The following is a 14,427-nucleotide window of genomic DNA, read 5'->3' on the forward strand; positions in this document are numbered from 1 at the left end:
TTAAAAAACAAATTAAATTATGGAACCTATTTTAGTAGCCTATATTGGCATTGCATTGATTACAACACTAGCTTTCATCGGTAGTAGTTATGGCGTTACTGTATGTGGTAACGCAGTGATAGGAGCAATGAAAAAAAATCCCGGAGCACTCGGTACTTATATTGCATTATGTGCGCTCCCGAGTTCAAACGGATTGTATGGTTTTGTGGCCTACTTCCTTCTTCAACCATTCCTCGTTCCTGAAATCCCTATGTTTACTGCAGTTGCCATTTTAGGAGCAGGTATAATTCTTGGATTCGGTGGTCTTTATGCATCTATTCGTCAGGCAGAAGTTTGTGCTAACGGTATCGTTGGTGTAGGCGCGGGTTATAACTTATTTGCTGCTACTATGGTGATGGCTGTGTTCCCGGAATTGTATTCAATTTTGGCTCTTCTTGTAACGATTCTTATCTCGTTCAATCTGCCGGCACCAATTGTTATGTAAAATCTTTCATTTTAATAATAAATAATAAAAGGCGTCTTTGTAAGGACGCCTTTTATTTTTAATTTTGCATCAAAGAATATTCTTAATGGGTAAAGGTGGAAGAAGCATAGCGTTTTATCTGATGATGATTTTGTTTTTCGGATTGTTGATGTACTTTATTATTAAGGCTGGAGAACATCATCAATTGGAAAGAGATATCCCTTTATTTAACAACAGCTCCCATACGCTTAGTGATGGTTTTAATACATTCATCCAGTCTGTTTCTGCACATATCCAATCCTCCCTTGGAATTATCTTACTTCAAATAATAGTTATTCTTATCACTTGCCGACTTTTTAATTGGTTATTTACAAAGATCGGTCAACCATCAGTTATTGGTGAGATTATTGCTGGAATTGTACTTGGCCCATCAATATTAGGCTTTTTTTCACCTGAATACTCAGCCTTTCTCTTCCCTCCTGATTCATTAGACAATATTACTTTATTAAGTCAGTTCGGTTTAATACTGTTTATGTTTGCCATTGGAATGGAATTAGACATGAAAGAAGTGCGGGCTACTTTAAAAGAAACAATATTAATTAGCCATACCAGCACTATTATTCCATTTGCATTAGGTATGCTACTTGCTTATTATGTTTACGACTCCTATGCAAATCCGGAGACTCCTTTTCTTTCCTTTGCTCTTTTTATAGGTATCGCAATGAGTATTACAGCTTTCCCCGTATTAGCTCGCATCATACAAGAAAAAGGATTAACAAAAACACATTTGGGCACAATCTCTCTTGCAAGTGCAGCTAATGGAGATATTACGGCTTGGTGTCTTCTTGCGGTAGTGGTTTCGATTGCTCAGGCCGGGAATATGATCAGTGCTTCATTTAACATCCTGTTTTCCATTCTTTATATACTGTTTATGTTTTTAATTATACGCCCATTTTTGCGTATGATTGGCAATATCTACCACAACAATGAAGTTATCGCCAAAGGAATGGTTGCTTTTATATTTCTATTGTTACTCATCTCTGTTTATTGCACGGAGATTCTTGGTCTTCATGCCTTGTTTGGCGCTTTTATAGCCGGATTGGTTATGCCTTCAAATATTAATTTCCGTAAAATCATGACGGATAAGGTAGAAGATCTTTCATTGTCAATTTTCTTACCTCTATTTTTTGTATCTACCGGACTACGCACTCAAATAGGTCTGTTGGATAGTGCAGAGTTATGGTTGATGTGCGGACTTTTCACGCTTGTTGCTATCGGAGGAAAATTTGGAGGTGCATATATATCTGCACGAATTCTCGGAGAAAATCAAAAAGACAGCCTCTATATCGGAGCATTGATGAATACCCGTGGTTTAATGGAATTGATTGTTCTAACAATCGGATATGAAATGGGTATCTTATCCCCCACTGTCTTCGTTATGTTAGTAATAATGACATTAGTTACAACATTCATGACCGCTCCTTTATTGTCTTTTATTTCTTTTTGTTTCAGAAGAAAAGAAAGAAACGCGGAAGACAGACTCCGATCAACTATTACAACCGATGAATTTCGTTTACTATTGCCCTTCGGACGAGCACACAATGGTCAAACCATGCTGAATGTGGCGCATCAACTGTTTGGCGAGAGCACGAAAGAACTGGATGTTACAGCACTTCACTTTACAGTAGGCACGGATGTTAGCCCCCTACGAACCGAAAATTTTGAAGAAGTTAACTTCGCTCCTATTCTTTCCGGAGCAACCAAACTTGGAATAACAATTACCCCACGTTATCAAATATCCAATAATGCAGGTCAGGACATTGTATCAATCGCTAATAGAGAAAAGTTTGACTTTCTGCTTGTTGGTGCCGGTATTTCCATGAGTAATATTCCCGAAGATATTGAAGCAAATCAGTTTAAATACTTCTTTTACAATCGCTATCTCAAATTATTCAAAGCTCCGGAATCATGGACACCTATTTCTTTGTTAAGAGACAAGACTAAGTTTTTCATAGAGCAAACCCATTGCTCAGTAGGTGTATTTGTGAATCGGGATTTTACAAAAGCTACTAATGTTATAATCATAATTAAAACGGCGGCAGATCTTTCCCTTACAGATTATATATCTTCCTTGCTAAGAAACGCTACACGCTCTGTTGTTTTTCTTGTATTAACGAGCAATTCAAATCCGGAATATGATCAAATTATGATCACTTTGCATGATTTCATAGCCCAGACTGCTCAAGTAACAATCATGTCGGAAAAAGACCTTACGCCTTCACTTTTCCATGGCTATTCATTAATGTTAGTTAGCTATGATACATGGAACTACATCTCCACTAATCGTAAAGAAGTGCTGCGCCGCATGCCCTCAACTTTAATCATCCGCGATCGCGAAAACAATTCTCAAAACAGCATCAACGAGCAAAATTTAAACAAGAACTAAGAGGCAGATCCCCTAAAAAAACATCAACTCCCATAATTTCTTCATTTTCGTCAAGTGTATTTATTATTATATAAGTACTTTTGCTCTATTAGTATATGCCTTTTTGAATAAAGCTAAAAATTACATCTATGAAACTTCTTAAGCATTCCCTTCTTAGTATTGCTATACTCATATTGAGTACATTATCTTCTTGCAGTGACGACGATGATTTACAGTTGACCGGGATCAACGGAAAACCAAGTTATATTGAATGCAAAAACGACTTCAGTAGTGTAACTCCTGTGTATTTTTCTTATCAGGGCGACAAACTCGTGCAGTTAAAAGAAATCGAAGGCTCTATCTTTGAATTTAAGTATGAGGAAAATAAATTAGTATCTGTTTATATTTCTCCCGAAAGTAAAGATGTCGCAGATGGACACGGATCAATTTCATTTAAACATGAAGAAAATAATAAAATAATTATAGAGTCTACAGGTGAACCCTTTTTCTATATTTCACGCTGGACATTAGAGTTGAATGAAAAAGGCGTCCCTTCAAAAATTACAGAAGATGGCATCTTTTCCCACACAGGAGCTAACGGAGAAGTAACTAAAACTTCAGAAGGTCAATATTACGCAACCTTTAATTACGATCAGGCATCACGACTTCTCAAGTTAATAGTTTCTGAGAAAAACACAGAAGAAACAGTTATAACTTACAAATACGAATATGACAACAATACAGGCAGTATATCCAAACTAAACTTACCCCTTTGGTACTATGCCTATACAGCCTATAGAGACAGAAAATCAAGCAACCCTTATGAAAAATTCTTTCTCAACTATATAAACAACATCCAAAAAGAGACTTTTATAACGAAAGATACAAATGAGGAAAGTTTTAAAAATTACACCTACGAATACAACAAAGACAAAACTCCTACTTTAATGGGATGCGATGCCTATGGTCTTTCTTATTTAACAATCTCATATTAAAAACTTTTACGGAGCAATGATTTGGATTTTCAGATAAAAACAAGGTTAAAGGAGTAAATACTTATGGTAAAGAAGCGATTTGCAATACTATTAGGAGCGATTTTTCTGAACATCTTATTTTTAGCTTCGTGTAATAAAAAACAAACAGAAAGAAGAGAAAACGGCTGGTACCACATCCTTGACAATAGAAAAGACAGTCTTTCTATTGAACCTATTGTTACTGTAAAAGACTTTGTGGCGCTTAAATTAGATTCAGGCACAATGTCAGGTCAACCTTTTTACTCAATAGAAGGAAAAATAAGTAAACACAAACTGATCAAGTGGGGTGACGCTACGGAAAAAGCTATTGGCAAGCGAATTGGATTTGTGTATAATAACGAAATAGTTACCTGTCCGCAGGTAAATATGCGATTGGAGAGTGGTCATTTTTCCATATCAAATACAGCCTATGATATAAAGAATCTGTTTTATAAGATCCGCCAGGAAAAGGTAGATTCTATAGAATATTTATTCCGGAATTGGAATAGGGATTCAGAGATATATCCTCTTTCTAAAAATGAAATAGATTCCATTATTATGGAAATTGATTACTGGGAAGCAGCTGAGTTGAAAGATACAGTAACGAATCCGCTCGACCATTTCGGGTATGGGCAATAGCGTTCCGAAGATTACATGAAATCAGCTGCATACCTGAACGATAAAGCCTTAAAGGATTAAAATACATCCGGGAATTAATGAATTGAATCAAAACTAAGCAACAATAAAAAATATTGACAAGCCAATAAAACCTCTGATTGGCAACTAAAATCCCCCATTTTTTAGGTTAAAAACAGGAGTTTTTCTCCCACTTTTTCAAGCTTCATACCACACTGATAATCAAAGGGTTAAGCTCCGATAAAAACATAAAGGTTATTTTTCGAAAAATAAAGGATATTTTCGAAAAAATAAAGGATATCTTTTTAAACATATAGTAATGTAAAAAAATGGGGGGTGTGCATAAATGTAACTTGAGGATTTAAGGTAATGCTTTATACTTCTTGTTTAAGAATTGGAACATATTGAAAGGGATGAACTCTTACGGTATTTATTTTAAAAAATAGAATTCTTTACTCTATGCTTTTATTTGTATTATTTGACATTAATATGCATTTTTATAAAATACAATCCGCATTTAAAGATTTTAATTTGTAAATTTGCATGAATGGTAGATAAATTAATGAACATATGTTGACATTCATAGCAATGAAATACTTACAGTGTTCCTGTTTTTATTTTTTGTTTTCCTATCGAAAACGAACGAAATAGTTGGTAAAAATTGAAATGCTAATTTAGATAATGAATAACCTCAATTAAAAAATAAAGATAATATTAAGATGATACTCGAATTAAAAATAAAAAATTTCCTCTCGTTTAGAGACGAAGTAATATTCAGTTTTGAAGCAACAAAAGATAGATCCTTTGAAGACTATCAGGTTGTGGAAGTCTCCCCGAATACTCGCATTTTAAGGCTTGCTATTGTGTATGGAGCAAACGCTTCCGGGAAAAGTAATTTGCTAAATGTTTTTGATTTCCTCAGAAACTTTTGGTTTGAAATTCCGGAGGACAAGGATGAATCGACAGGTGTTATTCCTTTTTTATTGGATGAAGAAACACCACAAGAACCTTCTGAATTCTCTTTGACATTCTATACAGATGGAATAAAACATCTTTATTCTCTTATCTTGGATAAGCAAAAAGTCATTTCCGAGAAACTTTTTGTATATCCCGGAACACAACCTGCACTTATTTTTGAAAGGAAGTTAAGTGGAAATATTTCCGAAATAACATTCAATCCAAAAAAAGTGAAAATTAGCCAACCAGCAAAAGATGAAATTACAGTAAAATGTTTATTAAACATGTCTGTTTTGGCTGCCTACAATAGAGTGAATGTTGCTGTACCTGAAATAGATAATGTAATTCAATGGATGAAAACTCAATATAGTCTGCCATCTATTGAGCCTCATACAAGGTTAGTTGATTTTGCAGAAGAAATGATTACGAAAAACGAATCAATAAAAAAACATATACTGAATTTTCTATGTAGGGCTGATTATAACATCACGAATATCAATACGGAAAAGATTGAGGAAAACATACCCGATGATATGTTGTCCTTATTATTAAGCAAAGTAGGAAACTTGCCCGATGATGAAAAAGAAAGACTAAATAAGGAAAAAACTATTAAACTTACTAAAACGGAGTTTGAGCATAAAGTCATAAATAAAGATGGAATAAGTAAATTCTATAAAATGTCTAAAGGATTGCAATCGGCAGGAACTATACGAACACTTGGCTTAGCAAGTGCAATTAGTCAGCTGGTTGAAAACAATGCGTTTTTAGCAATTGATGAAATAGAATCATCCCTGCATCCGCGATTGGTTGAATTTATTATTGAAGACTTTTTCAAGCAAAAAGGGCAATCTCAATTACTATTAACAACCCATTATGACGGACTTTTAGAAGAAAACGATTTGTTGAGAAAAGATAGCATTTGGTTTACTAATAAAAAAGAAAACGGTGCTACAGAATTGTATTCTTTGGCCGATTTCAAAGGAGTTAACCGTATCAGTTCTTTGCAAAAGGCATATAAGTATGGTAAGTTCGGAGCCACACCAAATATTTAAGAACTATGGGTGGACGAAAACAAAAAATACGAGAACCTAAGTCCGGCATTTACATAGTCGGTGAAGGAATAACGGAGCAATATTATTTTTCTCATATCAAGAAACTAATTGGCATCCATTGTACCATCAAACCGAGATTTTTTGGTAATACAAGTATTGCCGAAATGAGAAAGAAAATAGAAGAGCTATTACGTGGAGATATTTTTGTAATATGCGTATTTGATGCCGACGTTGCTGCGCATAACGAAAGTGAACGTAAGAAATTAGAGCAACTTCAAAACAAGTATCGGAAAAATAAGAATCTTCTGTTTTGTAATAGCTTGCCTTCTATTGAATATTGGTTTTTACTTCATCACGAACATACAAACCGCTATTTCAAAGATGCTAAGGCCGCCGAAACGACATTGAAAAGGTACATCAATGACTATGAAAAGACAGCCCAATTTCTTGAAAAAGTAAAATGGGTACAAGATCTATGTTCGGAAGATAAGTTAAATCAGGCTATTGGACGTTCCAAACGTTTTGACCCGGAACATGGTTCGTACACAAATGTACACGAAGCATTTGATGTTTTACTAAAAGACATGAAGGAATGAATAAATAATTTGACTGATTTGTTAAATCTGATAACATTAAAAATACGCGCAGATTTGACAATGATTGAGCCGGATCAAAAAGAATATCAGCTCCTGTAAATTTTTGATTAAAATCAATAGTTTTTTTTATTTTACATCGTTACTTTAGCCTCAAAATATATTGACTGACGAAACCCGTCTCTTTTTTAATGAATATTCACCAAACTGGCTACTTATACGTATGAAAACTATCAAATTCTTTCTATTGGTTCTTACAACACTGACAGTTAGCACAATCTTTTATGCTTGTGATGATGATAGATAAAAATCACACATGGATACAAAAAGAGAAGATATTAAAATGTCCAAATAAGAAACTAAAAAGAAATTCGTTATGGCATCCGAAGTGCAAAAATTAGTACCATCAGAACATAATGGGAAATGGGGATTTATTGATAAAATAACTGAAGAAGTGATTGTGCCATACAGATATGACGATGCCCGGTATTTTACGAAAGAGGGCAAAGCAAAAGTGAAATTAAACGGTGAAGCATTTTTTATAGATGTAAACGAAAATAGAGTTGAATAAACAAGCTATGTTAATTAAACAAATAACTGATAATAAAAAGAGGTTTCTTGATCTATTGCTATTGGGCGATGAACAGGAAAGTATGATTGATCGCTATCTTGAATCCGGCGATTTGTTTGCGTTGTATGATGATGAGCTGATAGCTGTTTGTGTTGTTTCAGAAGAGGATAGTGCTACTTGCGAGTTGAAAAACATGGCAGTATATGAACAGTTTCAGAGGCAAGGTTACGGAAGGTTATTGATTGAATACATTTCGGATTTTTACAAAGATCGGTATAAAACAATGCTTGTAGGCACCGGTGAGGTTCCATCAATATTGTCATTCTATAAACGTTGCGGATTTGAGTTATCCCACCGTATAAAAAACTTCTTCACAGATAATTATGATCATATAATGATTGAAGAAGGTGTTCAGCTTATTGATATGATTTATTTAAAAAAGAATATTCTTAAGGCTATGATTAAACGTAAAAGTTTACAAACCAGGTGATTCTGAACTATCCTGCGAGATAAATTGTTTTAACACCATAGAACGTATTTTTTTGAAGTTTGGTTGTTTACAATTTTAAAAGAACCGAAAGATGAGTAGATTTAAGATCACAACAATAATTTTGTTCTCTTTTGTTTATATATCTGCATCTTGTCAGGAAGAACAAGAAAACAAGACAGAAGAACCGCCTAAAGAACAATTGCCTCCTGTAGAAACACGGAAACCGAACACAAGTTATAAACCTGCATTTGACGGACAAACACGTATTTCCGGCGTAAAAACAGCTACTCCTTATGAAGTAAAGATTATAGCCGATGGTTTATCTAAACCTTGGGGCGTAACGGCACTTCCTGATGGAAGATTGATAATTACGGAGAAAGCAGGAACATTACGCATTGCAACAACAAGTGGTGAACTAAGTGCTCCTATAATAGGTTTTCCGGGAGTAGACGACAGAAGTCAAGGCGGATTGTTAGATGTAGCACCTGCTCCTGATTTTGAAACAAGCCGGATTCTCTATTTTACTTTTGCCGAAAAAACAGCACAAGGCTCGCTTACGGCTGTGGGGAAAGGAAAACTCGCTGCTGACGAAAAACAAATAGAAAGTTTTCAGGTTATTTTCAGGGCTATCCCATACTTCGATAACAGCATGCATTTTGGAAGCCGTATTGTTTTCGATAATAAAGGAGATATTTTCGTATCGACAGGCGAACGATCTGATATGGCAACACGGCCTAAAGCTCAGTTATTAAACAATGGATATGGCAAGGTAATACATATTACAACAAATGGTAATCCTGTAGACGGAAATCCATTTATCAATACACCGGGTGCGCTGCCTGAAATTTATACTTACGGACATCGTAATCCGCAAGGTTTAGCGATTCATCCTACAACGCAAGAACTCTGGTTGTCTGAAATGGGACCTCGCGGTGGAGATGAGATCAATTTGATAAAACCCGGTAAGAATTACGGATGGGCAACAATAACCTATGGCATTGAATATAGCGGACAAACTATTGGCGACGGAATTACTCAGAAAGAAGGTATGGAACAGCCCGTATATTACTGGGATCCGGTTTTTTCTCCAAGTGGAATGACTTTTTATAGCTCTGATGTTATTTCCGAATGGAAAAACAACTTATTTATCGGGGGTCTAAACAGTAAACACATCGTTCGAATTGTACTCAAAGACAACAAAGTAATTGGCGAAGAGCGATTGCTAACGGATGAAGATCAACGCTTTCGAGACATAGGAGAAGGAAAAGACGGAGCACTTTATGCAATCACAGACGAAGGAAGGCTTTACAGAATAGCTAAAAAATGATCAGATCCACAAATCCGTATATAAAAATCAGATTAATCATACAGTAAAATATATTTTTTATCACTATCTATCACTTCATGACAGGGCAAACAAAGTTTCACTACATATATATATGTAACTTTATTTATATCTTTGCTCTTCTGAAATTATAATCATGAATCAAAAGCTTCCATCTGTTTTATTGGAAAACGCGGTCAACGAACTGGCGTCATTGCCTGGAATAGGAAAAAAAACAGCTCTACGGTTAGCTCTATATATGCTTAGGAGAGACATTGGATATACAGAAAGTTTTGCCTCTGCACTTGTGAGTCTAAGGCGTGACGTTGTGTATTGTAAAAAATGTCATAATATTTCCGATCACGAAATCTGCTCGATTTGTTCGAATCCGGCCCGCGACCATTCTTTAATCTGTGTGGTTGAGAACATTAAGGAAGTAATGGTGATTGAAAACACGGGTCAGTTCAAGGGTGTTTATCATGTTTTGGGAGGTATAATCTCTCCCATGGATGGTATCGGTCCCGGCGATCTTCAGATCAACAGTCTTGTGGAACGTGTGGCTAAGGGAGAAGTAAAAGAGGTTATTCTGGCGTTGAGCACAACCATGGAAGGCGATACAACCAATTTCTTCATTTACAGAAAACTATCCCCCTACTCTATTCAAGTAAGTGTAATAGCCAGAGGCGTGTCTATCGGTGATGAAATTGAATACACAGACGAAGTAACGCTTGGACGCTCTATTCAGAACCGCACCAGTTTTAATGATTCAATAAAAATTTAGTTGCATACATGTACGAAAAGAAAGTTTCCATAGTTATTGTAAATTATAATGTTTGCTTCTTTCTGGAGCAATGTTTGCATTCGGTACAAGCCGCGATTAGTGGTATTGATGCTGAAATAATTGTAGTTGACAATAACTCTACCGATGGATCTGTGGCCTACCTTAGCCCGAAGTTTCCGGATGTATTATTCATTGAGAATAAATCAAATACGGGTTTTAGTAAAGCAAATAATCAAGCACTAAAGCAATGTCAGGGAGAATATATTTTAGTTCTTAACCCCGACACCGTAATTGGAGAAGAAAGCATTCGTACACTTTGCTTTTTTATGGATGAACACGAGAAGGCAGGTGCTGCAGGTGTGAAAATGATAGACGGGTGTGGCATTTTCCTGCCTGAAAGCAAACGTAGTTTTCCCACCCCCTGGATTTCTTTCTGCAAGCTGTTCGGGCTCAGTAAGCTATTCCCTAACTCACGCCAATTCGCAGCCTATAGTCTACCCTATCTAAGCCACAATAAACAACACAAAGTAGACGTTCTTGCCGGTGCGTTTATGTTTATAAGACATGATGCGTTGAAAAAAACAGGACTGTTTGATGAAGCTTTTTTCATGTATGGTGAAGATATCGATCTTTCATACCGGATAAAACTATCCGGCTATACGAACTATTACCTGCCCGAACGAATTTTGCATTATAAGGGTGAAAGTACTATGCATGGGAATATAAAATACATCCGTGCATTTTATGACGCTATGTTGATCTTCTATAAGAAATACTATCCTAAATCCGGCTGGATAATGCGTTCTTGTATAAGGATAGCATTAGGCTTCAAGTCGGTATGGACTTCTTGCTTTGGAAGAAAAAACGCAACTACACCCAAACTTAAGCATAAAAAAAGACGCGCGTTAATTCTTTGTGATGAGATTCATTTTGAGAAGTTGAAACAAATGTGTGCGACTCGTGTACCTGAACTGGAGTTTATTAATCATTGGAACTTAAATGAAGAGCGCGCCATGGATGCAATAAGCAGACGTAATCAGATGAAAGGATTTACAGATATATTGTTCTCCTATCCTGATATGCGCTTTGAACAAATGCTGTTGTTTATGGACACAATGCCCAATAAAACAACATCCTATCACATTTACAACGAATTGAGCAATCATTTAGTTTCACCGGGGAAATAATATGAAACGAACAGGTAAAACAATCATTTACATTAAAAGTGAATGATTAGATAAATTGCATACTACCTTAATGCGAAAAACAAACTATAATCGTATGAAACTTTTAGAAGACAATATAATCCGTTTGCGTCCTCTTGAGCCGGAGGATCTGGAGTTGCTTTACAAATGGGAAAACGATGCGTCGTTGTGGACTTTAGGGGGTACAGTTTCTCCTTACTCCTATTATATTTTAAAAGAATACATCTCAGCGTCTTACAAAGACATTTATGAGCAAGGACAGCTACGGCTGATGATCACCCTACAAGGTAGTAATACGTGTGTAGGTATGATTGATTTATACGACTTTAATCCACACAACAGCAGAGCCGGTATCGGGATTCTGATTGATACTGATCATCAGAAAAAAGGGTATGCCCGAAATGCGGTTAAACTAATGACAGACTATGCTTTCCTGTTTTTAAAGCTTCACCAGTTATATGCTCATATTCCGGTAGCTAACACGCCAAGCATAAATCTTTTCACTCACTGTGGATTTAAAGAATCAGGGATCTTGTATGATTGGAATTCTGTAATAGATGGTTTTAGTGATATCAGCGTAATGCAGCTGATCAAAAGCTAATTAAGATGTGGATCTTTCGGAAACTTTGTCCAGGTTTCGTATTCTTTTCCTAACAATTCAAGCGAAGACTTCCAAAAAGCCTCTCCATCGGCTAAAAGAGTAAACGGAGGCTTAGCTTCATCGCTTACTAACCAAGAGTCAGCATCAATCTCACCGCCCAACTGCCCTTTTGTCCAACCGGAATACCCCAGGAAAAATTTTATTTTACCCTCAACCGGATTTCCATTTAAAATATACTCCTTAATACTATTAAAGTCACCATCAAACGACAGTCCTTTTGTAATGGGAAGTGTTTTAGGAACAATCGCTTCACTTAATGAATGAATAAAAAACAATCTATTAGAGCTTACAGGCCCTCCTAAATAAATTGGAATATCATCAAATTCCTGTAATTCCGGGAAGAAAGAATTTAATACATAATCCGTTTTTTTATTCAACACAAATCCCATAGAACCATCTAACCCATGTTGAACGAGCAAAACCACAGAGCGTTGAAAATAAGAATCTTGCAAAAAAGGTTCGGAAATAAGAAGACTACCTTGTGAAGGTTGCTGGTTATTATGTTTTATCTTAAACAGGTTATCTTTATTTGCCATAAACTATTTATTTAGAACTTTTTATTTCGCAATATAAAGTTTATCGCAATACAAAACAATAAAAAGCCCCGACCTTATGTTAATATATCCTAACATAAGGTGGGGATTTATGTTAAATCGGATGATTGGAATTAAACAAAGCAAGACGCTCATCCAACAACTGATACTGATTATCTTTTATAAATGAAGTACAAGCCCTCAAACCTTCCTGACCACTACCTGTTGTTGACAAGGAAATGGCACTCACACCATAGTAAATCAGTTCTTTCATCAACTCACCACCGCTCATACCCGGATAGGCAATTGTAAAATAGAATCCATCAGCAATAGGCTCTCCCAAATCAAGATCGTAGACAATCTTAAATCCATGACGAAGAAAAATATCTTTTAATCTTTTTGCTCTCCGTCCATATTCTTTTGTCTCAGATACAAAATCGAATACACCGTCTGAAGCTGCCTTAAACATTGCCGCTAAAGCAAATTGCGCAGAATGACTAGTTCCTGAAGAAAGCGCATAAAGTACCCTATGAGTGTACACAGTACCGAACGTTCCACCACCATAACGCTGAGTTAATCCCGCAAATGATTTATGATATAGCTTGTCGGAAATCGCAGTCACCCCTATTCGCTGACCGGCATAACTAAAAGCCTTAGACCCTGAAATTTGCAAGATATAATTATCCGTATAATGTGCCACCGTAGGCTGAAAAGGAGCTTCAAAAGGCTGTCCTAATTCCTTTCTGAAATCCATTGCGAAGTAAGCCAGGTCCTCAATAACGATCGTATCAAATTTATTTGACATTTCGCCAATAATCTGCAATTCCTTATCTGTCAAACAAAACCAAGCAGGATTATTCGGGTTCGAATAAATCATTGCAGCAATATTGCCCTTAGCCAAATAATCCTCAAGAACCTTACGCAATTTATCTCCCCGATATTCGTAAACATCAAAAGATTCATACTTATACCCCATCACCGTAATTTGCTGTTTCTGAACTGGAAACCCGGGATCAATAAAAAGAATCGTATCCCGTTTAGCATCACACTGACAAGCAGTTAAAAAAGAAGCATAAGTACCCTGCATTGACCCCGTAACAGGCACACACCCCTCCGGAGCAACCGCTATATTTAAAAAAGCCTTAATAAAACGAGAAGCCTCTTTCTTCAACACATCAGCTCCATTAATATTCGGATAAACAGAAGCAATGCCATTCTCCAATGCCGCAATCTCAGCATCCACACCAACTTGTGCCGCCTTCAATCCGGGAACCCCCATTTCCATGTGAATAAACTCTGTATTAGTATCCTTTTCAAGCTGAGATGCGATTGCCACAACCTCGCGAATTGTAGCTTTTCCAAAATCAGAAAGTCCATAACTGTCAATAACACATTTAGCAATCTGATAATCTACCGGTGTATTTTTCATGATCAATATATAATTAGTACCAACAAAAATAGGAATTTTATCCTTCCCCTCCCTTTTTTATCACAAAACTATTGTAAAACCAAATAATCCCCCTATCTTTGCATCGCAATTCAGAGGAATAGCAACAAAACAAAAATGGTGTGGTAGTTCAGCTGGTTAGAATACCTGCCTGTCACGCAGGGGGTCGCGGGTTCGAGTCCCGTCCATACCGCTGGTAGCCTAAGACAATAGGCGACAGAAGTAAGACAAACCCTTCAAATTCAGTGAATTTGGAGGGTTTTTTGCGTTTAAACT

14 protein-coding genes and 1 tRNA gene are annotated in these 14,427 nt (G+C 36.3%); 13 read left to right on the forward strand and 2 right to left on the reverse strand.

Annotation, left to right across the window (positions count from 1 at the left end):
- The first annotated feature begins 19 nt into the window (after positions 1-19).
- The 12 genes from B9Y81_RS03280 (at position 20) to B9Y81_RS03335 (ending at position 12,111) form a co-directional block, all read left to right on the forward strand.
- Positions 20-484 carry an ATPase gene (locus B9Y81_RS03280; protein ID WP_085535589.1) on the forward strand — a complete coding sequence of 155 codons (465 nt, stop codon included), beginning with the start codon at positions 20-22 and terminating at the stop codon, positions 482-484.
- Between the two features lie 85 nt (positions 485-569).
- Positions 570-2,909 carry a cation:proton antiporter gene (locus B9Y81_RS03285; RefSeq protein WP_085535590.1) on the forward strand — a complete coding sequence of 780 codons (2,340 nt, stop codon included), beginning with the start codon at positions 570-572 and terminating at the stop codon, positions 2,907-2,909.
- A gap of 128 nt (positions 2,910-3,037) precedes the next feature.
- Positions 3,038-3,883: a hypothetical protein gene (locus tag B9Y81_RS03290; protein ID WP_085535591.1), complete on the forward strand. Its 846-nt coding sequence runs from the start codon at positions 3,038-3,040 to the stop codon at positions 3,881-3,883.
- A gap of 63 nt (positions 3,884-3,946) precedes the next feature.
- Positions 3,947-4,540: a preprotein translocase subunit SecD family protein gene (locus B9Y81_RS03295; protein WP_176221443.1), complete on the forward strand. Its 594-nt coding sequence runs from the start codon at positions 3,947-3,949 to the stop codon at positions 4,538-4,540.
- 716 nt (positions 4,541-5,256) lie between these two features.
- Complete coding sequence (locus B9Y81_RS03300) at positions 5,257-6,546, forward strand: AAA family ATPase (RefSeq protein ID WP_085535592.1); 1,290 nt, start codon at positions 5,257-5,259, stop codon at positions 6,544-6,546.
- Positions 6,547-6,551: 5 nt separating this feature from the next.
- Entirely contained in the window at positions 6,552-7,142 is a 591-nt protein-coding gene (locus B9Y81_RS03305) for an RloB family protein (RefSeq protein ID WP_085535593.1), read from the forward strand.
- A gap of 373 nt (positions 7,143-7,515) precedes the next feature.
- Complete coding sequence (locus B9Y81_RS03310) at positions 7,516-7,710, forward strand: WG repeat-containing protein (RefSeq protein ID WP_085535594.1); 195 nt, start codon at positions 7,516-7,518, stop codon at positions 7,708-7,710.
- A 7-nt stretch (positions 7,711-7,717) separates the two neighbouring features.
- On the forward strand, positions 7,718-8,200 hold the full coding sequence (locus B9Y81_RS03315; RefSeq protein ID WP_085535595.1) for a GNAT family N-acetyltransferase: 483 nt from the start codon (positions 7,718-7,720) through the stop codon (positions 8,198-8,200).
- Positions 8,201-8,291: 91 nt separating this feature from the next.
- Positions 8,292-9,527 (forward strand): PQQ-dependent sugar dehydrogenase, encoded by a 1,236-nt coding sequence (locus B9Y81_RS03320; RefSeq protein ID WP_085535596.1) that lies wholly within the window; start codon positions 8,292-8,294, stop codon positions 9,525-9,527.
- 154 nt (positions 9,528-9,681) lie between these two features.
- A complete protein-coding gene (recR, locus tag B9Y81_RS03325; RefSeq protein ID WP_085535597.1) occupies positions 9,682-10,305 on the forward strand; it encodes a recombination mediator RecR in 624 nt (207 codons plus the stop codon).
- Between the two features lie 8 nt (positions 10,306-10,313).
- A complete protein-coding gene (locus tag B9Y81_RS03330) occupies positions 10,314-11,492 on the forward strand; it encodes a glycosyltransferase family 2 protein (RefSeq protein ID WP_085535598.1) in 1,179 nt (392 codons plus the stop codon).
- Positions 11,493-11,586: 94 nt separating this feature from the next.
- A complete protein-coding gene (locus B9Y81_RS03335; protein ID WP_085535599.1) occupies positions 11,587-12,111 on the forward strand; it encodes a GNAT family N-acetyltransferase in 525 nt (174 codons plus the stop codon).
- Here B9Y81_RS03335 and B9Y81_RS03340 read toward each other — a convergent pair.
- On the reverse strand, positions 12,108-12,707 hold the full coding sequence (locus B9Y81_RS03340; RefSeq protein ID WP_085535600.1) for a YqgE/AlgH family protein: 600 nt from the start codon (positions 12,705-12,707) through the stop codon (positions 12,108-12,110). The genes B9Y81_RS03335 and B9Y81_RS03340 overlap by 4 nt on opposite strands.
- A 112-nt stretch (positions 12,708-12,819) precedes the next feature.
- Positions 12,820-14,133 carry an aminotransferase class I/II-fold pyridoxal phosphate-dependent enzyme gene (locus B9Y81_RS03345; RefSeq protein WP_085535601.1) on the reverse strand — a complete coding sequence of 438 codons (1,314 nt, stop codon included), beginning with the start codon at positions 14,131-14,133 and terminating at the stop codon, positions 12,820-12,822.
- 137 nt (positions 14,134-14,270) lie between these two features.
- Between B9Y81_RS03345 and B9Y81_RS03350 the strand changes: the two genes are divergently transcribed.
- Positions 14,271-14,344 (forward strand) — tRNA-Asp (locus tag B9Y81_RS03350).
- The last annotated feature ends 83 nt before the right edge of the window (positions 14,345-14,427 follow it).

Origin of the sequence: Massilibacteroides vaginae, from assembly GCF_900178525.1 — a bacterium.
Lineage (GTDB): Bacteria > Bacteroidota > Bacteroidia > Bacteroidales > Tannerellaceae > Massilibacteroides > Massilibacteroides vaginae.